At 71.8% G+C, this 19773-nt stretch carries 20 protein-coding genes; 13 read left to right on the top strand and 7 right to left on the bottom strand.

The features are described 5' to 3' along the window. Window positions 1–545: 545 nt before the first annotated feature. Complete coding sequence (locus tag OEY_RS0110385) at window positions 546–1307, bottom strand: IclR family transcriptional regulator (protein ID WP_017680627.1); 762 nt, start codon at window positions 1305–1307, stop codon at window positions 546–548. Further along, entirely contained in the window at window positions 1304–2767 is a 1464-nt protein-coding gene (locus OEY_RS0110390) for an APC family permease (protein WP_010593816.1), read from the bottom strand. Before OEY_RS0110390 ends, OEY_RS0110385 begins: the two co-directional genes overlap by 4 nt. A 436-nt stretch (window positions 2768–3203) precedes the next feature. Between OEY_RS0110390 and OEY_RS0110395 the strand changes: the two genes are divergently transcribed. The 12 genes from OEY_RS0110395 (at window position 3204) to OEY_RS0110450 (ending at window position 13283) form a co-directional block, all read left to right on the top strand. Continuing rightward, a complete protein-coding gene (locus tag OEY_RS0110395) occupies window positions 3204–3794 on the top strand; it encodes a MauE/DoxX family redox-associated membrane protein (protein ID WP_029539987.1) in 591 nt (196 codons plus the stop codon). Between the two features lie 41 nt (window positions 3795–3835). After that, window positions 3836–4450, top strand: coding sequence for a redoxin domain-containing protein (locus tag OEY_RS0110400; protein WP_010593818.1), 615 nt, complete (start codon window positions 3836–3838; stop codon window positions 4448–4450). Window positions 4451–4486: 36 nt separating this feature from the next. Continuing rightward, window positions 4487–5149: a methylamine dehydrogenase light chain gene (locus OEY_RS0110405; protein ID WP_010593819.1), complete on the top strand. Its 663-nt coding sequence runs from the start codon at window positions 4487–4489 to the stop codon at window positions 5147–5149. After that, on the top strand, window positions 5146–6459 hold the full coding sequence (locus tag OEY_RS0110410) for a hypothetical protein (RefSeq protein WP_026137730.1): 1314 nt from the start codon (window positions 5146–5148) through the stop codon (window positions 6457–6459). Before OEY_RS0110405 ends, OEY_RS0110410 begins: the two co-directional genes overlap by 4 nt. Next, the gene (locus tag OEY_RS0110415) at window positions 6456–8066 is read left to right on the top strand and encodes a multicopper oxidase family protein (protein WP_043805168.1); all 1611 of its coding nucleotides are present in this window, start codon (window positions 6456–6458) and stop codon (window positions 8064–8066) included. The genes OEY_RS0110410 and OEY_RS0110415 overlap by 4 nt, the downstream gene beginning before the upstream one ends. 11 nt (window positions 8067–8077) lie before the next feature. Further along, a complete protein-coding gene (locus OEY_RS0110420; RefSeq protein ID WP_010593822.1) occupies window positions 8078–8422 on the top strand; it encodes a cupredoxin domain-containing protein in 345 nt (114 codons plus the stop codon). Beyond that, on the top strand, window positions 8419–8751 hold the full coding sequence (locus OEY_RS0110425; RefSeq protein WP_010593823.1) for a cupredoxin domain-containing protein: 333 nt from the start codon (window positions 8419–8421) through the stop codon (window positions 8749–8751). The genes OEY_RS0110420 and OEY_RS0110425 overlap by 4 nt, the downstream gene beginning before the upstream one ends. Window positions 8752–8796: 45 nt before the next feature. After that, window positions 8797–9633 carry a hypothetical protein gene (locus OEY_RS0110430; protein WP_010593824.1) on the top strand — a complete coding sequence of 279 codons (837 nt, stop codon included), beginning with the start codon at window positions 8797–8799 and terminating at the stop codon, window positions 9631–9633. A 69-nt stretch (window positions 9634–9702) separates the two neighbouring features. Further along, a complete protein-coding gene (locus tag OEY_RS0110435; protein ID WP_010593825.1) occupies window positions 9703–10197 on the top strand; it encodes a glutathione peroxidase in 495 nt (164 codons plus the stop codon). Window positions 10198–10202: 5 nt separating this feature from the next. Continuing rightward, entirely contained in the window at window positions 10203–10856 is a 654-nt protein-coding gene (gene bluB / locus OEY_RS0110440) for a 5,6-dimethylbenzimidazole synthase (protein ID WP_010593826.1), read from the top strand. Window positions 10857–10886: 30 nt separating this feature from the next. Continuing rightward, complete coding sequence (locus OEY_RS0110445; RefSeq protein WP_010593827.1) at window positions 10887–11591, top strand: DUF2334 domain-containing protein; 705 nt, start codon at window positions 10887–10889, stop codon at window positions 11589–11591. A gap of 48 nt (window positions 11592–11639) precedes the next feature. Next, complete coding sequence (locus OEY_RS0110450; RefSeq protein WP_010593828.1) at window positions 11640–13283, top strand: FAD-binding dehydrogenase; 1644 nt, start codon at window positions 11640–11642, stop codon at window positions 13281–13283. Between the two features lie 54 nt (window positions 13284–13337). Here OEY_RS0110450 and OEY_RS0110455 read toward each other — a convergent pair whose 3' ends face one another. Both OEY_RS0110455 and OEY_RS0110460 read right to left on the bottom strand, forming a co-directional pair. After that, the gene (locus OEY_RS0110455; protein ID WP_010593829.1) at window positions 13338–13982 is read right to left on the bottom strand and encodes an MBL fold metallo-hydrolase; all 645 of its coding nucleotides are present in this window, start codon (window positions 13980–13982) and stop codon (window positions 13338–13340) included. A 102-nt stretch (window positions 13983–14084) separates the two neighbouring features. After that, a complete protein-coding gene (locus tag OEY_RS0110460; RefSeq protein WP_010593830.1) occupies window positions 14085–14621 on the bottom strand; it encodes a flavodoxin family protein in 537 nt (178 codons plus the stop codon). Between the two features lie 152 nt (window positions 14622–14773). Here OEY_RS0110460 and OEY_RS0110465 point away from each other — a divergent pair, with 152 nt between their 5' ends. After that, window positions 14774–16252, top strand: coding sequence for a carboxylesterase/lipase family protein (locus OEY_RS0110465; protein ID WP_010593831.1), 1479 nt, complete (start codon window positions 14774–14776; stop codon window positions 16250–16252). A gap of 131 nt (window positions 16253–16383) precedes the next feature. On the opposite strand, the gene OEY_RS0110470 is transcribed toward OEY_RS0110465, so the two are convergent. The 3 genes from OEY_RS0110470 to OEY_RS0110480 form a co-directional block, all read right to left on the bottom strand. Then, window positions 16384–17100: a hypothetical protein gene (locus OEY_RS0110470; RefSeq protein ID WP_010593832.1), complete on the bottom strand. Its 717-nt coding sequence runs from the start codon at window positions 17098–17100 to the stop codon at window positions 16384–16386. 85 nt (window positions 17101–17185) lie between these two features. Continuing rightward, window positions 17186–19426 carry a heavy metal translocating P-type ATPase gene (locus OEY_RS0110475; protein ID WP_029539988.1) on the bottom strand — a complete coding sequence of 747 codons (2241 nt, stop codon included), beginning with the start codon at window positions 19424–19426 and terminating at the stop codon, window positions 17186–17188. Window positions 19427–19493: 67 nt separating this feature from the next. Next, window positions 19494–19773 (bottom strand): heavy-metal-associated domain-containing protein (locus tag OEY_RS0110480; RefSeq protein WP_237713743.1); only part of this gene is annotated, 280 nt, incomplete at its 5' end.

A 19773-nucleotide genomic window follows, 5' to 3' on the forward strand; every position in this document is an offset into this window, starting at 1 on the left:
CTCGCCCCGGACGACGCGCCCCCGTCGCGGCCCGCCCGGTGACATTCCCGCCCATGCCCGCCCGGTGGCATTCCCGCCCATGCCCACCCGGTGACATTCCCGCCCCTACCCACCCGGTGACATTCCCGCCCCTACCCACCCGGTGACATTCCCGCCCCTACCCACCCGGTGACATTCCCGCCCCTACCCACCCGGTGACATTCCCGCCCCTACCCACCCGGTGACATTCCCGCCCCTACCCACCCGGTGACATTCCCGCCCCTACCCACCCGGTGACATTCCCGCCCCTACCCACCCGGTGACATTCCCGCCCCTACCCACCCGGTGACATTCCCGCCCCTACCCACCCGGTGACATTCCCGCCCCTACCCACCCGGTGACATTCCCGCCCCTACCCACCCGGTGACATTCCCGCCCCTACCCACCCGGTGACATTCCCGCCCCTACCCACCCGGTGACATTCCCGCCCCTACCCACCCGGTGACATTCCCGCCCCTACCCACCCGGTGACATTCCCGCCCCTACCCACCCGGTGACATTCCCCGTCAGAGCAGCCCCGACAGCCGTGCCGAGCCGTCGACGAGGAACCGGACGAGCGCCGCGTCGTCCGGGGTGACCCGCGACGCCGACCCCTGCAGGTAGAGGCCGCCGACGACGAACGCCGACCGGTCCCGGATCGGCGCCGCCAGCGCGGCCCGCCCGATCCGGCACTCCTCACCCTCGTACGCGTAACCCGCGACAGCGACGGCGCGCAGTTCCTCGGCGAGAACGCCGGGGTCGCAGATCGTGTGGTCGGTCAGGCGACGCAGCCGCGGATCGGGACGCACGTGCGGATGGTGCGCGAGCATCAGCTTGCCGAGGGCGTTGGCATGCAGGTTCTTCGCCAGCGCACCGACGGCGACGATCTCGTGGTCGGGATCCTTGTCCACGAACCGCAGCCGCCCGGCCGCGAACGACGCGACGTGCACCCCGAAGCGGGTGCGGGTCCGCAGCTCCTCCACGGCGTCGTGCAGCGTCGGCGACGGGCTCGTCTCGACGGCCGCCCGCGCCAGCTCCGCGGTGCGACGGCCCAGCGCGAAGCCGGACAGGTCCGGCACACGGACGAGGAACCCGTCGGCCACGAGCAGGTTGAGCATGCGGTACGCGGTGGTCGGCGGCACCCCCGCGAACCTGGCGATCTCCTTCGCGGACGTGCCGGGGCCGAGCTGCGCGACCGCCTCGAGCATTCCCAGTGCCTTCTGCACCGCGCCCGGCTGCTGCCCGCTGAAGTGCGAGTCGTCCGCGTGCACGGACACGTGCGCCGTCAAGCCGGGTCCCCGTCGCGGGAGTGCGGGACGTCCGGAAGTATGCGCGGCCGCCCGTCCGCACCGATCACGAGAGTCCCCGCCCCGGGGAGGATGTCCCCGGTCTCGACCGAGTCGAACGCCCCGATCGTCGCCAGGCTGCCCGGCCGGACCCGCCGCAGGACGTACTGCCACACCGTGCCGGACACCGCGACCGCCGCGAGCGCCGCGGGCACGATCCACACGCCGTGCGCGGTGCCGTCGACGGCGATGTAGCCGAGCAGACCGATCCCCAGGACCGAGACGAACACCGCGGCCGCCCGCGTCACCACGGTGTGCTCGCCGATGCGGTGCAGGAACCGCCACGACGCGACGGCCACCAGTGTGTAGGCCACGACGAGGCCGATCTCGACGACACCGTCGAACGACCCCGAATCCGCCTCCGCGAGAGACGCATACAGGCATGCACCGGTGAGACTCGCGGCCGTGAAGGCGAGCACGCTCACATGCGGGGTGCGGAACCGGTCGTGGACCCGGGCGAGGGTGCTCGGCAGCACCCGCTCGACGCCCATCGAATACAGCAACCGCGAACCGGCTTGCGCGCAGCCCAGGGTCGACGCCAGCCACGAGCACGTCATACCCGCCTGCACGGCGAGCACCACGCCGACACTCGCGCCGGACGCCGTGCCGTCGAAGTACGCGCCGACGACGACGGCGGCGTGACCGGACAACGCGGCCCAGGCAGCGAACACGAACAGCACACCGACGACGACGGGAGAGATCAGCACGGTGCGCGTGACGGTCACCAACGGCCGCTTGGCTTCCGGGCCGAAGAACGCGGCGCTCTCGAAGCCGGCCATCGACAGCACGGTGAGCATCGCGAGGAACGGCATGATGCTCAGCGGGGCGTCCGGCAGTTCGGTGGTGGCCGGGCCCGCCCCGGCCGGGGTGCCCACCATGAGCGCCACGACGAGCACGAGCGAACACGTCTCGACCAGCAGGATGGCGCGCGTTGCGAACCGCACCCCACGCACGGTGACCACCGCGACGGCGAGCGCCACGAGACCGATCGTGACCGACCACGGCGCGGCACCGGACACGTGCACACCGAGCAGGTCGGCGATGCGGAGCAGGCTCTGCGCGGCCTGCGACATCACCGAGATCGAGATGCCGAGATAGCCCACCAGCAGGGCCGCGCCCGTGGTGAGGGTCGCGCGGGCACTCAGGCCCTGGAACACGAAGCTGTAGAGCGAGCCGGCCGCGGCGAGCCGCCGCGTGAACTGCGTGATGCACAGCGCCACCGACGCCACCACGGCGGTGGTCCCCGCGATCGCGAGCAGGCCGCCCACGCCCGGGCGGTGAGTCACCATCCACAGCGCGATGAACACCATCCCGGTGGCCGGCGCGATCGTCGACAGGGACTGGCCGAGCAGGTCGACGGGGGTGAGCTGCCGGCGGCCGAGGGCACGCAGCGGCGAGTACACCGGATCCCGGCGAGTTCCGGCATCCCGTGAGCGGGCAATCGCGGCCCGGAGTGCGGTTGTCACGATCGTCGTGTCCCGTCTGTGCGTCCGTGCGGCCGGCGGTGCCGGCACCCGGGCGGTGAACCGCCTCAGGGCGAGGGACAACGTAGCGCCGCGGTGTTACGCGACGGTTTCCTCCGCGAACGACATGTGGACGGCAAGTGGGAATCCGCCCGGGACAGCGCTGTGGCCCGCGCCACCCCACGGCCCGGGTGCCCGGCGAACAGGTCCTCCGAAAGGTCGAGAAACCGCGCCCACCTGCAGCGTTCGCATGAGGCGCACCGCGACGCCGGGTTCCACTCGCGGTGCCCCCGGACGTTTCCCCGACGACCCGTTCGCGACGCATCCGGTGCGCACGATTGAGCGGCACGATCATTCGACTGCGAAGGGGACGACCATGATGTGGGCGGTGGTAGCGGCGCTCGTCGGCGGGACGTTGTTGCTCGCGGGGGTGCCGAAGGCCGGCGATCACGAGGGGCTGCTGCGCGTTGTCCGCGGTTACCGGCTGCTGCCGTCCGGGGTCGAGCGGGTGGTCGCGCGGGTGCTGCCCGCCGCCGAGATCGTCGTGGGTGCCCTGCTGGTGTTCGGCGTCGCCGGCCGCACCGCCGCGGCCGCCGCAGCGGTGCTGTTCCTCGGCTTCTTCGTCGGCCTCACCGTGAACCTCGCCCGCGGCCGGCGCGAGCTCGACTGCGGCTGCTTCGCGTTCGGCGACCACGATGCGGCGCCGCGTATCGGCTGGTTCCACTCGGTGCGGGCCGGCGGGTTCGCCGTCGTGTCGATCGTGCTGGCCCTCACCGGGCCCCCGGGCATCGGCGTGCTCGAGCAGGCGGCAGCGCTCGCACTCGCGGCGCTCGTCCTCACTGCCGCCCTCGCGGCAGCCCAGTTGCGCGCCGTGGTCCACGTCGGGCGCCGGCCCGTCGACGAACACCTGACCCCCGCGTCCGCCGAACTGCGTGCCGTCGCCACCGTGTCGCGCTACGGCGCCTGAGAACCCCTCTCCCGAAACCCTTTCCGAGACAGGACCGATAGATGGACACCATTCTTCTCGTTGCGGTCACCGTGCTGACGGCGGCGGTCGCCGTGCTGTTCCTGATGGTGCTCGCGCTGGCCCGCGAGATCGGCCGGGTGCAGGTCCGGCTCGGACCCCTCGGGGCCCGCATGATGGACACCGGCCCGAAGATCGAGCAGGCGGGTCCGTCCTTCCGTGGCCTCACCGACCACGTCGGACGCACCGTCGGCATCGGCGGGCACCGGGACCGGCCGCAGCTGCTGCTGTTCACGGCGCCCACCTGCTCCACCTGCAAGAGTCTGCTGCCCGGCGTCCGCGCGATGGCCAAGGCGGAGAGGGACTTCGACGTCGTGATCGTCTCCGACGGCACACCCGAGGAGCACCGGCAGTTCCTCGCCGGCAGCAACATCGGCACCGAACTGAGCTACGTCGACGGCCGCGACGTCGGCATCGCCTACCAGGTCGGCACCACGCCCTACGGGGTGATCCTCGACGAGCACGGCAAGATCCGCGCCAAGGGCCTGTGCAACCACATGGCCCAGGTCGAGAGCCTGCTCAACGCCCTCGAGACCGGCACCCCGTCGCTGCAGCACCTGCACGAACAGGCCAAGGCCCGCGCCGCCGCGAGCGCCTGAATCCCCCCGGACGAACGGAGAGATGCGTTGGAAGAGATGTACGAGAACCGGTACCCGGTCGACAAGGAGACCGTCGAGGAACAGGCCGCCTGGATGGCCGGCAAGGGCGGCTCGTTCATGAGCCGGACCGGACGCCGGATGTCGGAGCAGGTGTCGCGCCGCTCGATGATCAGCCGTCTCGGCCGCTGGACGATGGGTGTGTCGGGAGTGGCGCTCATCAGCTCGCTTCCGGTGACCCGCACCGCGTTCGCGCAGGAGCCCGCACCCGATCCCGGCCCGGAACCGCTCGTGCCCGTCTACGACGGCAAGGATCCGGCCGAGTGCGAGTACTGGCGCTGGTGCAACATGGACGGCACCTCCTGCGCGGCCTGCAACGGCGGCGGAGTGACCACGTGCGCGCCGGGCAGCAAACCGGGTGCCGAATTCTGGGTCGGGTGCTGCACGAACCCCGACACCGGCAAGACCTACCTCATCGCCTACTACGACTGCTGCGGGGCCCCGTCGTGCTCCAACGCGTTCTGCGGCGAGCCGGACATGCAGGCCGTGATGTACAACCCGGTCTCGGGCAGTTACGACCAGGAGATCATCTGGTGCGTCTCCGACGAATCCCAGTCGTACACCTGCACCATGGCCCCCATCATCGGCGAGGACTGCCAGGCCCGTCCCGCCGAGCGTCCGAAGGTCGGTGCCGGATCATGACATTGCGTTCCCGTCGCCTCGTGCGTCCCGCCGCGGCCGCCGTGCCCCTCGCGCTGCTCGTCACCCTCGCCGGCTGCGGCTCGTCCGGCGACGACCCGAGCACCGCCGGCGACGTCACCTATCCCACCGTCGAATTCACCACCCCGGGGGAGGGCATCGCCCTCGGGCACGACGACCAGGAGATCGGCGACACCATCCCCGAACCGCTGCACGTCTCCGAGATCGAGCCCATCGGGCGCGACGAACTCGTCGCCGTGGCAGGCGGATTCGGGAAGCTGGAGCTCGGTGTCAACGTCCTCGACCCGAAGACGGGTGTCGCCGGCAGCCGCATCGTCGTCGGGCCCGGCATCTGGGACCCGGTGATCCACGGCTTCGTCGGCGAGACCCCGTCCGACCCGGCCGTTCTCGCCGCCGAAGTGTGGCGTCCCCGCGGATCGCGGGGCGCCGCCGACTTCACCGTCAGCACCTACTCCGGAAACCTGCTCGAGCCCGCCGAGGCGCTGCTGCCCGACGTCGCGCGTGTGCACTCGCGGCCCGGTTCCAACGCGGTCACCTCCGACGGGCGGTACTTCGTCACCTGGGACGACGGCCTCTACGGCGTCCGCGTCGTGGACCTCGAGACGAGGCAGCAGAGCGGAGCCGTGCAGCTCGTCGGCTGCGGACCGTTCACCTGGACCGTGGACCACGAGATCTACAGCGTGTGCGAGGAGACCGGTGAGCTCGTCCGGATCTCCGTCGGCGACGACGGCGTGCCCGCCGAGACCGCCCGGGCGAAGGTGCTGCCGGACGACTTCGTCAGCGCGCGGAAGGTCGGGTGGGCCGCCGAGGCACGCAAGGCCCTGCTGGTCGGGGAGAACGGCGACGTGTACGTCTTCGACTTCTCGAACGGCCTGCCGCAGGACGCGGTGACGCCGATCGGCAACGCCGGCCGGCCCGAGGGCCGGTTCGCGAGCGACGTCATCGACAACACCGGCACCCGGATCGCGATCGCCTACACCGACTCACCGATCCATCCCAGTTCCGCCCGCGGCGGCGACCTGGCCCGCATCGTGCTGTCCGACGCCGCGAACCTCGCGCCGATCCGGTCGCTGAGCCTGCCGGACCTGGGACTGACCGACATCGCGAGCATGGCGTTCTCCGTGGACGGCGCCACGTTCTACGTGCTCGGCGGCAACCCGGAGGGGCAGGGCGAGGCGGCGCAGCGCATCGTCGGGTTCGACGCCGCGACCGGGCAGCAGGTCTCCTCGGTGGAGATCAGCGGCAACGTCGAGGATTTCACCGATCTGCTCACCCCCGAGGTGATCGGATGAGACCACCCGGCGCCGTGTTGGGCCGGCGCAGGTTCCTGGCCCTCGGCTCCCTCGGGGCCGGGGCGCTGGGGATGAGCGCGCTCGGGTTCGGCGCCGCCGGCTGCGCCACCGCATCGTCCGGTACGCAACCGGCCGGCGCCGGCGCGGAGAACGGGGCGGCGGCCGATCTCGACTACATTTCCCCGGCCGACCCGGAGGTCGCCGCCGCCGAGGCCGCCCGCGGCTGGAACGGCACCGTGGCGTCGTTCGCGCTGGCCGCCGGCGTCGCCACCGTCGACCTGGGTGGGCGTCTCGTCGACACCTGGACGTACGGGGGCCGGGCCGTCGCCCCGGAACTGCGGGTCCGCAGGGGTGACCGGCTCGACGCCGCGGTGCGCAACGACCTGCATGCCGACACCACCGTCCACTGGCACGGCATCCGGATCCGCAACGACATGGACGGTGCTGCGCCCGTCACCCAGGCGGCGATCGCGCCCGGCACGACGTTCGACTACAGCTTCGTCGTCCCGGACCCCGGCACCCACTGGTACCACTCGCACAGCGGCCTGCAGGCCGATCGCGGGCTGTTCGGCGCCCTGATCGTCGAGGACCCCGACGACCGCACCGGCGCCGACGCCGACGCCGTGCTGGTCCTCGACGACTGGCTCGACGGCCTGGGCACCACACCCGACGCGGTGCTCACCGCGCTCAACCCCGCGATCTCCGGCGGGCACGGCGGGCACGGCGGTGGTGCGGCACCCGGGGCGCAGCCCGCCGGGGACCTGGACGTCGCCCGGCAGCTGGTGAGTGCCGGGCACGGCGACTCCGCGGCGCTCGGCGGGATGACCCAGCACATCGCGTACCCGCTGCACCTGATCAACGGCCGGCCCCCGAACGATCCCACCCCGGTCGTCGCCGCGGCGGGGCAGCGCGTGCGGCTGCGGATCGTCAACGCGGCGGCCGAGACCCCGTACCGGTTCGCGGTGGCCGGGCACGAACTCACGATCGTCGCGGCGGACGGCTTCGACGTGCAGCCCACCGTCGCCGACACGATCGTCGTCGGAATGGCGCAACGCTACGACGTCCTCGTCACCGTGAAGTCGGGCGTGTGGCCGATCGTCGCGAAGGTCGAAGGGCGGCCAGGATATGCCTCGACGGTGCTGCGCACCCCGGACGCGGTGCCGATGGCCGACGCCGACGTGGGCGGCGCGATCCCCGAACTCGGCGGCCGGCTCGTTGCGGAGAGCGCGTTGCGGCCCGTCGAGGCCGTGCGGCTCGATCCACGCGAACCCGATCGGGACTACCGGATCGAGCTGATCCAGGCCGGGGGCCGCTACGTGTGGGGCATGGCCGGGACCGACGCCGGCCGCCTGGTCATGAAACAGGGTGAGCGCGTGCGGATCACGATGAAGAACTCGTCGACGATGTGGCACCCGATGCACACGCACGGGCACACCTTCGCGGTGGGCGCCTACGGCGGACTGCGCCGCGACACCGTCAACGTGCTGCCCGGTACCGAACTCGCGATCGAATTCGACGCCGACAATCCGGGTGAATGGATGTTCCACTGCCACAACGCCTACCACTTCGAAGCCGGTATGACCGCGAATCTGCGGTACATCCGATGAGAGGAATCGTCATGCGAAAGTCCGCCGTCCTGCTCGCCGGCCTGCTGACCGCGGTGAGCCTGTCCGCCTGCGGCACCGCCGGAGGTTCGGCCGAGCCCACCGTCGTCGTGGAGGTGAAGAACATGGCCTACAACCCGGAGTCGGTGACGATCGAGAAGGGCCAGACCGTCGAGTGGCGCTTCGACGACGGCGGACTGCCGCACGACGTGGTGGGGGAGGGCCCTCTCGAGGGCCGGCTGAAGAGCGAGCTCCTCACCGAGGGAACGTATTCCTACACCTTCGACGAATCCGGCACCTTCACGTATCACTGCACGCCGCACCCGATGATGGTCGGCACCGTGATCGTCCGGGAATGAGCCGGCAGCCGGGGTGGGCTGCGGCCCTGCTGTTTCCGCTCGTCGCGGCCTGCGGCCCGTCCGATCGCCCCCCGGACGCGGTGGTGGTCGTCCGCAACGTCCACTTCGCGCCGCCCGACGTGACCGTGCCGGCCGGCGGCACCGTCGAATGGCGGTTCGAGGACGGCGGGGTGCTGCACCAGGTCGTATCGGAGGGGTCGTTCGACAGCGGGATCACCGCGGAGGGTACGTACTCCCGCACCTTCGACGAACCGGGCACCTACCCGTACACCTGCTCGGTCCACCGGTACATGACCGGCACCGTCACCGTCACCGTCACCGAATCCTGAACCAGCCGTCCGTATCCGGAAAACACCGATCCCCTGGAGGAAGTCATGACCGCAGTTCTCGCGCACGAGCCGCTGACGACGGACGTGCCGGACATCCGTCCCACCCTGCAGAAGGCCGTGCCGTCGCACACCCGTGCGGCGCTGATCGCCGCAGCCGGCGTCGCCGGTGCCGGGGCGGCGGCGCTGCTCACCCCGTCCGGGCCCGCAGCGACGACCGCCGCGGTCGTGGGTGCCGGAGCCGTCACCGCCCTGGCCGCGAACTGGTCGACGTGCGGCATGTCGGTCGCCGGCGTCGTCGCCGCCCCGAAGCAGCCCGACCGTCCGGGTTCGTCGACCCCGGTGCGCCGGCTCGGCTGGCACGCCCTCGGCTCGATCGCGACCGGTGCCCCGACCGGCGCGCTCGTCGGGGCGCTCGGTGCGCTCGTCGCCGGGGCGGTCCCGGTGACGTGGGCGCTCCTCGCGTGGGGTGCCGTCGCGTTCGCCTACGGCCTGCACGAGCTGGGCCTGGTGACGCTGCCGACGCCGATGCGCCGCAGGCAGCTGCCGCGGCACCTGCGCCGGTCGATGGCACCGTGGAAGGTCTCGCTGCTCTTCGGCGCCCTCATCGGGCCGGGTTTCGTGATCTTCATCCGGTCGAGCGCGTACTACCTGCTGGTGCTCGGCGTCGCCGCGGCCGGCTCACCCGTCCTCGGTGCCGCGCTGTTCACGCTCGTCTCGCTCGGCCGGTGCCTGCCGAGCCTGCTGGCGATCGTGCACACCCGCGGCGGTGGGTCGATGCCGGGCTTCCTGTCGGCGATGTGCGTGGTCGACCGCCGGGTGCAGACGCTGACCGGCGCGGCGCTCGTCGCCCTCGGCGCATTCGCGGTCGTCGCCGCACTCTGACGTGCCTGCCCGCGGCGGCCCCGGGGCGCACTACCGCGCCCGGGGCCGTCGCGACTAACGTCGGGCGGCATGACGACTTCTCTGCAGAACATCGGCATCAACACCCTCGGCGGGGTGCCGACCTCCCTCGCCGAGTTCGACGGTCGCGCGGTCCTCGTGGTCAACGTCGCCTCCAAGTGCGGCCTGACTCCGCAGTACACGGCGCTCGAGAAGCTCGCCGTCGAGTACGCGGACCGGGGCCTGACCGTCGTCGGCGTGCCGTGCAACCAGTTCATGGGCCAGGAGCCGGGGACCGCCGAGGAGATCCAGACCTTCTGCTCCACCAACTACGGCGTCACGTTCCCGCTGTGGGAGAAGATCGACGTCAACGGCGAGAGCCGGCACCCCCTCTACACCGAACTCACCCGGCACCCCGACGCGAACGGCGAGGCCGGCGACGTGCAGTGGAACTTCGAGAAGTTCCTCGTCGCACCCGACGGGAACGTCGTCGCCCGGTTCCGGCCCCGCACCGAGCCCGACGCCCCCGAAGTGATCGCCGCCCTCGAAGCCGCGTTGCCCCGCTGAGCGCGATGACCGACACCATCGATGCGCGGGCGGCGCTGTACGACGTGATCCGTGCCCGCCGCGACGTCCGCGCGGAGTTCACCGGTGAGCGCGTCGACGAGCAGGTCCTGTGGCGGGTGCTGGGGGCGGCGCACGCGGCACCCAGCGTCGGCAACACCCAGCCGTGGGACTTCGTCGTGGTCCGCGACCCGCAGCGGCTCGCCGAGTTCGCCGACCACGTCGCCGGATGCCGTCGCGCGTTCGCGGACTCGCTGCCGGAGGACCGGCGGCGCACGTTCGATCCCATCAAGGTCGAAGGCATCGTCGAGTCGGGCACCGGGATCGTGGTCACCTACGACCCGTCGCGCGGAGGGCGGCACATCCTCGGCCGGCACACGGTCGACGACGTGGGCGTGTTCTCGGCGGTGCTGTCGATCCAGAACCTGTGGCTCGCGGCAACCGTCGAAGGACTCGGCGTCGGCTGGGTGTCGTTCTACGACGAGGCGTTCCTCGCCGACTTCGTCGGAGCCCGGCCCCCGGTGCGGCCGATCGCGTGGCTGTGCGTCGGTCCCGTGACCCGATTGCAGGACGTGCCCGACCTCGAGCGGTTCGGATGGCGGACCGGCCGGCCCCTCGCCGACGCCGTGCATGCCGAAACCCTTCAGGTGCGCGACGCCTGACGTTCACCCGGCCCTGGCACCGTGGAGCCCATGAGCGGCCAGCTGATCGTGTCGGTGTCGGGCATCAGGGACGAGACCCGCCCGGCGGTGGACGCCTTCGCCCGGGAGATGGACGCTCGCGGCGTGCCGCTGTCGCTGCTGGTCGCGCCGCGCATGAAGGACCACTACCGGCTCGCACGCGACCCGCACACCCAGGAGTGGCTGCTCGAGCGTCGCGAGGGCGGCGACGCCATCGTGCTGCACGGCTACGACCAGGCCGCGACGAAGCGGCGGCGCGCCGAGTTCGCGGTCCTGCCCGAACACGAGGCGCGGCTGCGGCTGCTCGCCGCCGACCGGGTGCTCGAGGAGACGGGACTGCGGACCCGGTTGTTCGCACCGCCGCGCTGGCTCGCCTCGCCGGGGGCCGTCGCGGCGCTGCCCGCCACCGGGTTCCGGCTGATGGCCGGCGTCGCCGGGATCCACGACCTTCACCGCGACACCGTCACCCATGCGCGGGTGTTCGGCATCGGGGAGGGCGCCAAGGCCGAACCGTGGTGGTGCCGGGCGATGGTGATCGGCGCCGGCCGGGTCGCCCGTCGCGGGGGGCTGCTGCGGCTGTCCATCTCCGGCAAGCAGCTCGACCGTCCCGGACCGCGGCAGGCGATGCTCGACGCGGTCGACCTCGCCCTGCACCTCGAGGCGCAGCCCTCGGTCTACCGCTGGCCGCCGCGCGCACGCACACTCGGCGCGGCCTGACCCCGGAGATCCGCCCACGCGAACCTACCCTGCAGTAGGTTGGCGGGCATGGACGCAGACGTGATCGTGGTGGGCGCCGGTCTGGCCGGGCTCGTCGCCACAGCCGAACTCCTCGACGCCGGGCGCACCGTCGTGCTGGTCGACCAGGAGAACTCGCACAACCTCGGGGGACAGGCCTTCTGGTCGTTCGGCGGGCTGTTCTTCGTGGACTCCCCCGAACAGCGCCGGCTCGGCATCCGCGACTCGTACGACCTGGCCCTGCAGGACTGGATGGGCAGTGCCGCGTTCGACCGGGAGGACGAGGACTACTGGCCGCGCCGCTGGGCGCAGGCCTACGTCGAGTTCGCGGCCGGCGAGAAGCACGCGTGGCTGAAGGAACGCGGGCTGAAGCTGTTTCCCATGGTCGGCTGGGCCGAACGCGGCGGCTACGACGCCGGCGGTCACGGCAACTCGGTGCCCCGGTTCCACATCACGTGGGGAACCGGACCGCGACTCGTCGAGATCTTCGCCCGCACGGTGCTCGACGGCGTCGACCGTGGCCGGGTGATCCTGCGGAACCGGCACCGCGTCGACGACCTCGTCGTCACCGGCGGCGCCGTCACCGGGGTGCGCGGAACCGTGCTCGAACCGTCGTCGGCGGCGCGGGGTGTGGCGTCGTCGCGCGTGGCGACCGGCGAGTTCGAATTCTCGGCCGGCGCGGTGATCGTCACCTCGGGTGGCATCGGCGGCAACTACGACCTGGTGAAGAAGAACTGGCCGAAGCGGCTGGGAGACCCGCCGAAGCACATGCTCACCGGCGTGCCGGCACACGTCGACGGGCGGATGCTCGAGATCACCGAGCGCGCCGGCGGGCGCATCGTCAACCGCGACCGGATGTGGCACTACACCGAGGGCATCACGAACTACGACCCCGTCTGGCCCAACCACGGCATCCGCATCCTGCCCGGCCCGTCGTCGATGTGGCTCGACGCGACCGGAAAGCGACTGCCGGTCCCGCTGTTTCCGGGCTTCGACACCCTCGGCACCCTCGAGCACATCGTGCGCAGCGGGCACGACCACACGTGGTTCGTGCTCGACCAGAAGATCATCGAGAAGGAGTTCGCGCTCTCCGGCCAGGAACAGAATCCGGACCTGACCGGCCGCGACATCCGCAAGGTGCTGCAGCGGGTCAAGCCCGGCGCGCCGGCACCGGTGGAGGCGTTCAAGCAGCGCGGCGTCGACTTCGTCGTCCGCGACACCCTCGCCGACCTGGTGGCAGGGATGAACGAGATCACCCCGGACGCGCCCCTGGACTATGCGGCGGTCAGGCAGGTCGTCGAGGCCCGGGACCGCGAGATCGCGAACAAGTACACCAAGGATCTGCAGGTCGCGGCGATGCGCGCGGCCCGCGCCTACGTGCCGGACCGGATCACCCGCATCGCCGCCCCGCACCGGTTGCTCGACCCGAAGGCCGGTCCGCTGATCGCGGTCAAGCTGCACCTGCTCACCCGCAAGACGTTGGGCGGGCTCGAGACCGACCTGTCGGGCCGGGTACTGACGACCGGCGGCTCGGTGTTCGAGGGCTTGTTCGCGGCGGGGGAGGTCGCCGGGTTCGGCGGCGGCGGGGTACACGGCTACCGCTCGCTCGAGGGCACCTTCCTCGGCGGCTGCATCTTCTCCGGCCGCGCCGCCGGCCGCGCCGCCGGCCGCTGACGCGGCCGGTGCGTCCTTTGGGCGGCTACCGCAGCCCAAAGGACGCACCGGCGGCTACGCCTCGACCGAGTCCTCGGCGGGCAGGACCCGGAACTCGGTGCCCTCCGGGGCCATCTCGGAGTAACGGCCGTAGAAGATGCCGGTGGCCTGGTCTGCGAGGATGCCTTGGTGAATCGGGACGGCCACCCGCGGGTTGACCGCGCGCAGGTAGTCCACCGACTCCCAGATCTTCAACCACGGCGCCGCGGCGGGCAGCGCGAGCACGTCGACCCTCTCGTGCGGGATGTACAGCGAGTCGCCCGGATGCAGCAGACGCGCCGGGTTCTCGTCGTCACCGAGCAGGTAGGCGGTGTTGTCGATGACCGGCAGTTCCGGGTGGATGACGGCGTGCCGGCCGCCCGTGCCGCGCACCCGCACGTCGCCGACGGTGAATGCGTCGCCCGGGTGCACGGCCTGCCAGCCGCCGCCCAGCTGAGCGGCGGTTTGCGGGTCCGCGTACAGGGCGGCCCCCGGGTTGGCCTCCACCAGCGCCGGCAGCCGCGCCGGGTCGGCGTGGTCCGGGTGCTGATGGGTGACCAGGATGGCGTCGAGCCCCGTGATGCCCTCGAAGCCGTGCGAGAAGTTGCCCGGGTCGAACAGGATCGTCGCGCCGAGGTGTTCCACGAGCAGGCAGGAATGTCCGAAGTGGGTCAGTCGCATAGACCCGAGTATGGACCGTCGGGCGCGGCTGTGCGCCGAGCGGAGGTATCGTCGTGTCGGCCCACGGAGACGAGCGGGACATCCGCTCGGCCCACGGGCGGGTCAGCGCACTTCTTCGGATCCGCTCGCCGCCTGCTGTGCGAGCGACCGGCCCCACTGCTCGGCGCGTTCCTCCTCGCCGGGCTCGAGTGCCGACTGCTTGTCGACGAGGAAGCTCTCCGGATCGGCGACGAGCTCGAACCCGTGCTTGCGCAGCTTCTTGGCGATGCCCTTGCCCGCGCGGCCGGTGAGCACGGCCGCCAGGTCGATGCGTGTGTCGAACGCTGCGGCCCTGCCGCCGCCGGACGGCAGCGAATCGAGCCACTCGCGGACGCCCTCGCTCTCGGCGTCGGGTTCGAGCGTCAGTCCGCTGTCGGGTTTCTCGGCCTGCTCGGCCGCGCCGTGGCGCGTCGACTCGCGGCTCATGCCGTGCGCATGTGTGGGGCCGCCGACCACCACGAGGTCGTAGTCGGACAGGTTCTCCTCGTGTGCCTGGGTGACGGGAACCGTGCGTACCGCGGATCCCAGCCCGCGCGCGACGGCTTCCGCCACGTGACGGGTGTTCCCGAACATCGATTCGTACACCACCAGTGCTCGCATGCCGCGCCTCCTCGGCTGGGCGGAAAGTCGATGACCGTCCCACTCAGCATAGGAGCCGTCGGACCGAGCGAACGGGCCTTTCCTGCGGAGATCAGCGATACATTCGCTCGGGTGGGTGGCGTTGTGAGGAGCCGCGAGGAGAGGAACGGGACATGACGGATACGGTGCAGACCGGAGCGGGCGCGGTCCGGGGGACGGTCGTCGACGGGGTGTGGGCGTTTCTGGGCATCCCGTACGCGGCGGCCCCGGTGGGACCGGCGAGGTTCGCCGCTCCGGCACCGGTACCCCGGTGGGAGGGGGCGCGTGACGCCACCGTACCCGGCCCCACCTGTCCGCAGTCGCCGTACGCCGCGCCCGCGGCCGCGTTGCTCGGCAACGTCATCGAGCCCGGCGACGAATGCCTGAACCTGTCGGTGTGGACCCCGGACCCGGGTGCCTCGGCACTGCCGGTGATGGTGTGGATCCACGGCGGCGCATTCACCCGCGGCTCGAACCGGATCGAGAGCTACGACGGGCGTGCCTTCGCGCGCGACGGGGTGGTGCTGGTGTCGGTCAACTACCGGCTCGGAGTCCCCGGGTTCCTTTCGCTCGACGGCGCGCCGGACAACCGAGGCCTGCTCGACCAGATCGCCGCGCTGCGCTGGGTGCAGGACAACATCCGGGCGTTCGGCGGCGACCCCGGCAACGTGACGGTGTTCGGCGAGTCGGCCGGCGGCATGAGCGTGGCCGCGTTGCTCGCCTCGCCCGCCGCGACGGGCCTGTTCCACCGCGCCGTCGTGCAGAGCGGCAATGCCACCGCGGCCGCGGACGTCGAGGACGCGCGCCGGGTGACGGCCGTCCTCGCCGGCAACCTGGGGGTGCCGGCCACCGCCGCGGCATTCGGTGCCCTCGACCCCGGCCGCCTGCAGTCCGCGCAGGACGATCTCGGTCTCGAACTGGCACAGAATCCGGATCCGGCCCGGTGGGGTGAGTCGGTGGTGCAGCGCGGACTGGGGGTGATGAGCCTGTTCCCCACGATCGACGGTGAGGTGCTTCCGTCGCTGCCGATCGACGCGCTCGCCGCGGGGGCAGGCACGGATGTGCCGGTGCTGGCCGGAACGACCACCGACGAGTTCCGGTTCTTCCTGGTGCCGACCGGCATCGCCGCGGTGATCACCGGTGACACCCTTCCGTTCGTCCTGCACCGGTACGGGATCGATCCCGCGATCGCCGATCTGTACGCCGGTCACCGTCCCGGGGCCAGTCCCGGGGACGTGCTCGCCGCGATCCTCACCGACTACGCGTTCCGGTCGGGCACCGTCGCCCTCGCGGACGCGATCGTCCGCGGCGGTGGAACGGCCCGGTTGTACGAGTTCGCGTGGCCGAGCCCGGTCCAGGATCTGCGGGCGTGCCATGCGCTCGAGATCGCGTTCGTCTTCGACCGTCTCGACGTCGCCCACCGGCTCACCGGAGACCGGCCCCCGCAGTCGCTCGCCGACGAGATGCACCGCGCCTGGGTGCAATTCGCGACCACCGGAGATCCCGGGTGGGCACCGGTCGGTGCCTCGCGACCGGTCCGGGTGTTCGGGGGCGAGGGCGATCCGGTGGTGGTGAACCCGCGGTCCGACGAGCTGGCGTGCTGGATCGGGTGACGCCCCGGCCGGATCCGGACGACGGTGCGTCCCGCCGCCCGTGGCCGAATGTCACATCGGTTCGGTCAGATCGACGCGATGTGACATTCGGCCGCCCGCCCCCGTTTCCGGGTGCCGACCGCCGAGTGCCCCTACCGGTCGGTGCCGGCGACGAGCTGCTCGACACGCTCGTGGAAGATCCGCCAGCGACGCTCGTTCTCGTGTGTGAGCACGGCGCTGTGGGCGGCGAGATCCGAGGCGTGGTCGAGCATCTCCGCGGCCGAGAAGAGGTAGCGCGGGGCAATACGGTCGGCGGCGAGGTCCGCCCGCAGTGCGGTGGGAGCGAAGTCCACCCGCTCGAGGATCGCGACCGCCCGGTCGAGGTGGCGGGCGACGAGTTCGGTCGTCGACGCGCACTGCCAGTCGTGGGAGACGATCCGGTGCCGTTCGGCGAGCAGGTCCGCCAGCTCCGGGTATGTGAGCAGTGCCTCGAGCATGTCCCAGGCCGTCGCCATGGCGGACGCGAGCCACTGCCCGGTCGTCCGGCTCGCCTCGGCGAGTGCGCGCAGGTCGGTCTTCAGCCGGGTGATCTCCGCCGGTTCGCCGCCGCCCTCCATGAACAGGATGCCGAGCGTCTCGGTGGCGCGGTCGTCGTTGAGGTCGGGTGCCCCGGCGAACGGGCTCGGCGACGTGTCGTCGGCCGGTGCGACCACCGACCACCGCTCGGCGAGGGCCTTCAGGGCACGGGAGCTGCGCTGGAGCCGGATCACGTCGTGATAGGGCGATTCGGAATAGAACTTCTCGTGCTCGCGGTGGAAGCGGGCGAGGTTGCGCACCGTGAGCAGCAGCGGGTCCGGCTCGGACTGCATGCGTCGAGCGTGACACAGCGCGACGCGGCGCCGCCGGGGAATCGACGACTCCCGGCAGCACCGCGTCGGCCTCGCCCGGGCCGGCTCAGCGCGGGCTGAACCGCCGCAGCCGCAGGCTGTTGCTCACCACGAACACCGAACTGAACGCCATCGCCGCCCCCGCGATCAGCGGGTTGAGCAGCCCGAGCGCCGCGAGCGGGAGGGCCGCGACGTTGTAGGCGAACGCCCAGAACAGGTTGCCCTTGATGGTGCGCAGCGTCGCGCGGGCGAGCCGGATCGCGTCGGGCGCGGCCCGCAGGTCGCCGCGCACGAGGGTCAGGTCGGAGGCCTCGATCGCGACGTCGGTGCCGGTGCCCATCGCGAGCCCGAGGTCGGCCTGGGCGAGGGCGGCCGCGTCGTTGACACCGTCGCCGATCATGGCGACGACCCGGCCCTCGTTCTGCAGCCTCGCGACCACCTCGACCTTGTCGGCGGGCAGGACCTCGGCGATCACCTCGTCGATGCCGACCTGCGCTGCGACGGTCTCGGCGGCACTGCGGTTGTCGCCGGTGAGCAGCACGGGACGCAGACCGAGTTCGCGCAGTTCCGCGATCGCCGCGGCGGAGGTGTCCTTGATCGTGTCGGAGACGACGAAGACGGCCCGGATGCGTCCGTCCCAGGCGATCCACACCGGGGTGCGGCCCTCGGCCTGGGCGTCGCCGGCGCTGCGCCGCAGCGATTCGGGGGCGGTCAGCGACCACTCGTCGCGCAGCCACGACCGTCGGCCCGCGAGCACGGCGTGACCGTCGACGATACCGGAAACGCCTCGGCCACCGTGGTTTTCGAAGCTCTCCACGGGCGGGAGAGTGCCGGTGGCCGCGGCCCGCTCGGCGACGGCGCGCGCGATGGGGTGCTCGGAAGCGTGCTCGAGTGCCCCGGCCAGGCGCAGTGCCTCGCCGTCGTCCTCACCGTCGGCGGTGTGCACGGCCGCGACGGCCATGCGGCCGGTGGTGACGGTGCCCGTCTTGTCGAGCACGACGGTGTCGACGCGGCGGGTCGATTCGAGGATCTGCGGTCCCTTGATGAGGATGCCGAGCTGGGCGCCGCGACCGGTGCCGACGAGCAGCGCGGTCGGGGTCGCGAGACCCAGCGCGCAGGGGCACGCGATGATCAGCACCGCGACGGCCGCGGTGAACGCCGCTGTCACCGAGTTGCCGGTGAGCAGCCATGCGGCGAGGGTGAGCAGCGACAGTCCGATGACGATGGGGACGAACACCGCCGACACCCGGTCGGCGAGCCGTTGCACCTCGGCCTTGCCGTTCTGCGCCTCGGTCACCAGGCGTGCCATCTGGGCGAGCTGGGTGTCGGCGCCGACGCGGGTCGCGCGGACGACGAGGCGGCCCCCAGCGTTGACGGTGGCGCCGACGACCTGGTCGCCGGGCGCGACCTCGACCGGCACGGGTTCGCCGGTGAGCATCGACGCGTCGACCGCCGACGTGCCCGAGACGACGACGCCGTCGGTGGCGATCTTCTCCCCGGGCCGCACGACGAACCGGTCGCCGACGGCGAGTCGGCCGATCGGGATCCGGGTTTCGAGGTCACCGTCGCGTAGCACCGCGACGTCCTTGGCACCCATGTCGAGCAGTGCCCGCAGCGCCGCGCCCGACTGCCTCTTGGCGCGGGCCTCGAAGTAGCGTCCCGCGAGGATGAAGGTGGTGACGGCGGCGGCGACCTCGAGGTATATGTGCGGCTCGGAGTCGCCGGTGGGCAGCAGATCGAACGACATGCGCATGCCGGTCATGCCGGCGTGCGTGAAGAACAGTGCCCACAGCGACCACAGGTAGGCGGCCGTGACGCCGACGGAGATGAGGGTGTCCATCGTGGCGGCGCCGTGCCGGGCGTTGGTCCAGGCGGCGCGGTGGAAGGGCAGCGCCCCCCACACGACGACGGGGGAGGCGAGCGTCAGGGTGAGCCACTGCCAGTTGTCGAACTGCAGGGCCGGGATCATCGACAGCAGTACCACCGGCACGGTGAGAACTGCGGAGACGGTCAGGCGCTGCCGCCAGGCCGCAGCCTCGTCCGGTTCGGGGGTGGCCTCGGTGGTCTCCTCGTCCCGAGGCGGCGCGGGCAGGGCGGCGGTGTAGCCGGTCGCCTCGACCGTCGCGACGAGGTCGTCGGGGGCGACCCCGTCCGCGTAGGCGACCTTGGCCTTCTCGGTCGCATAGTTCACGGTGGCGGTCACCCCGTCCATCCGATTGAGCTTCTTCTCGATGCGGGCCGCGCAGGAAGCGCAGGTCATGCCGCCGATCGAGAGTTCTACCTCGTGCACCATCTCGCCCGTGGTCATGGACGGGTCCCTTCTCGAGTCGACGGGTCGTCGCTGGGTCGCAGTGTCGTCGCAGTGTCGTCGCAGTTCACTGCGGGGCGAGGTGGTAGTCGCCGGCCTCGTCCAGCGCGGTGGCGACGGCGTCGTCGTCGAGGCCGTCGATGCTGGTCACGGTGACGGTGGAGACGCCGCCCGCGACGAGTTCGACGTGGACGTCCTCGACGCCGGGCAGGGCGCGCAGTTCCTCGGTGACGGCCCCGGCGCAGTGGCCGCAGGTCATGCCGACGACGGGGAAGGCCTGGGTGTTCATTCGGGGATCCTCACTGCTCGGTCCGGTCGGGTGGTCGGCGCAGCGGCAGGCGCCCGGC

The sequence above is a fragment of the Rhodococcus sp. P14 genome, assembly GCF_000256505.1.
Lineage (GTDB): Bacteria > Actinomycetota > Actinomycetes > Mycobacteriales > Mycobacteriaceae > Rhodococcus > Rhodococcus ruber.

Bases quoted from the DNA above. Each gene is read 5' to 3' on its own strand.
- OEY_RS0110395 (WP_029539987.1), top strand. From the start codon at position 3,204: ATGATGTGGGCGGTGGTAGCGGCGCTCGTCGGCGGGACGTTGTTGCTC.
- OEY_RS0110400 (WP_010593818.1), top strand. From the start codon at position 3,836: ATGGACACCATTCTTCTCGTTGCGGTCACCGTGCTGACGGCGGCGGTC.
- OEY_RS0110405 (WP_010593819.1), top strand. From the start codon at position 4,487: ATGTACGAGAACCGGTACCCGGTCGACAAGGAGACCGTCGAGGAACAG.
- OEY_RS0110410 (WP_026137730.1), top strand. From the start codon at position 5,146: ATGACATTGCGTTCCCGTCGCCTCGTGCGTCCCGCCGCGGCCGCCGTG.
- OEY_RS0110415 (WP_043805168.1), top strand. From the start codon at position 6,456: ATGAGACCACCCGGCGCCGTGTTGGGCCGGCGCAGGTTCCTGGCCCTC.
- OEY_RS0110420 (WP_010593822.1), top strand. From the start codon at position 8,078: ATGCGAAAGTCCGCCGTCCTGCTCGCCGGCCTGCTGACCGCGGTGAGC.
- OEY_RS0110425 (WP_010593823.1), top strand. From the start codon at position 8,419: ATGAGCCGGCAGCCGGGGTGGGCTGCGGCCCTGCTGTTTCCGCTCGTC.
- OEY_RS0110430 (WP_010593824.1), top strand. From the start codon at position 8,797: ATGACCGCAGTTCTCGCGCACGAGCCGCTGACGACGGACGTGCCGGAC.
- OEY_RS0110435 (WP_010593825.1), top strand. From the start codon at position 9,703: ATGACGACTTCTCTGCAGAACATCGGCATCAACACCCTCGGCGGGGTG.
- bluB (WP_010593826.1), top strand. From the start codon at position 10,203: ATGACCGACACCATCGATGCGCGGGCGGCGCTGTACGACGTGATCCGT.
- OEY_RS0110445 (WP_010593827.1), top strand. From the start codon at position 10,887: ATGAGCGGCCAGCTGATCGTGTCGGTGTCGGGCATCAGGGACGAGACC.
- OEY_RS0110450 (WP_010593828.1), top strand. From the start codon at position 11,640: ATGGACGCAGACGTGATCGTGGTGGGCGCCGGTCTGGCCGGGCTCGTC.
- OEY_RS0110455 (WP_010593829.1), bottom strand. From the start codon at position 13,982: ATGCGACTGACCCACTTCGGACATTCCTGCCTGCTCGTGGAACACCTC.
- OEY_RS0110460 (WP_010593830.1), bottom strand. From the start codon at position 14,621: ATGCGAGCACTGGTGGTGTACGAATCGATGTTCGGGAACACCCGTCAC.
- OEY_RS0110465 (WP_010593831.1), top strand. From the start codon at position 14,774: ATGACGGATACGGTGCAGACCGGAGCGGGCGCGGTCCGGGGGACGGTC.
- OEY_RS0110470 (WP_010593832.1), bottom strand. From the start codon at position 17,100: ATGCAGTCCGAGCCGGACCCGCTGCTGCTCACGGTGCGCAACCTCGCC.
- OEY_RS0110475 (WP_029539988.1), bottom strand. From the start codon at position 19,426: ATGACCACGGGCGAGATGGTGCACGAGGTAGAACTCTCGATCGGCGGC.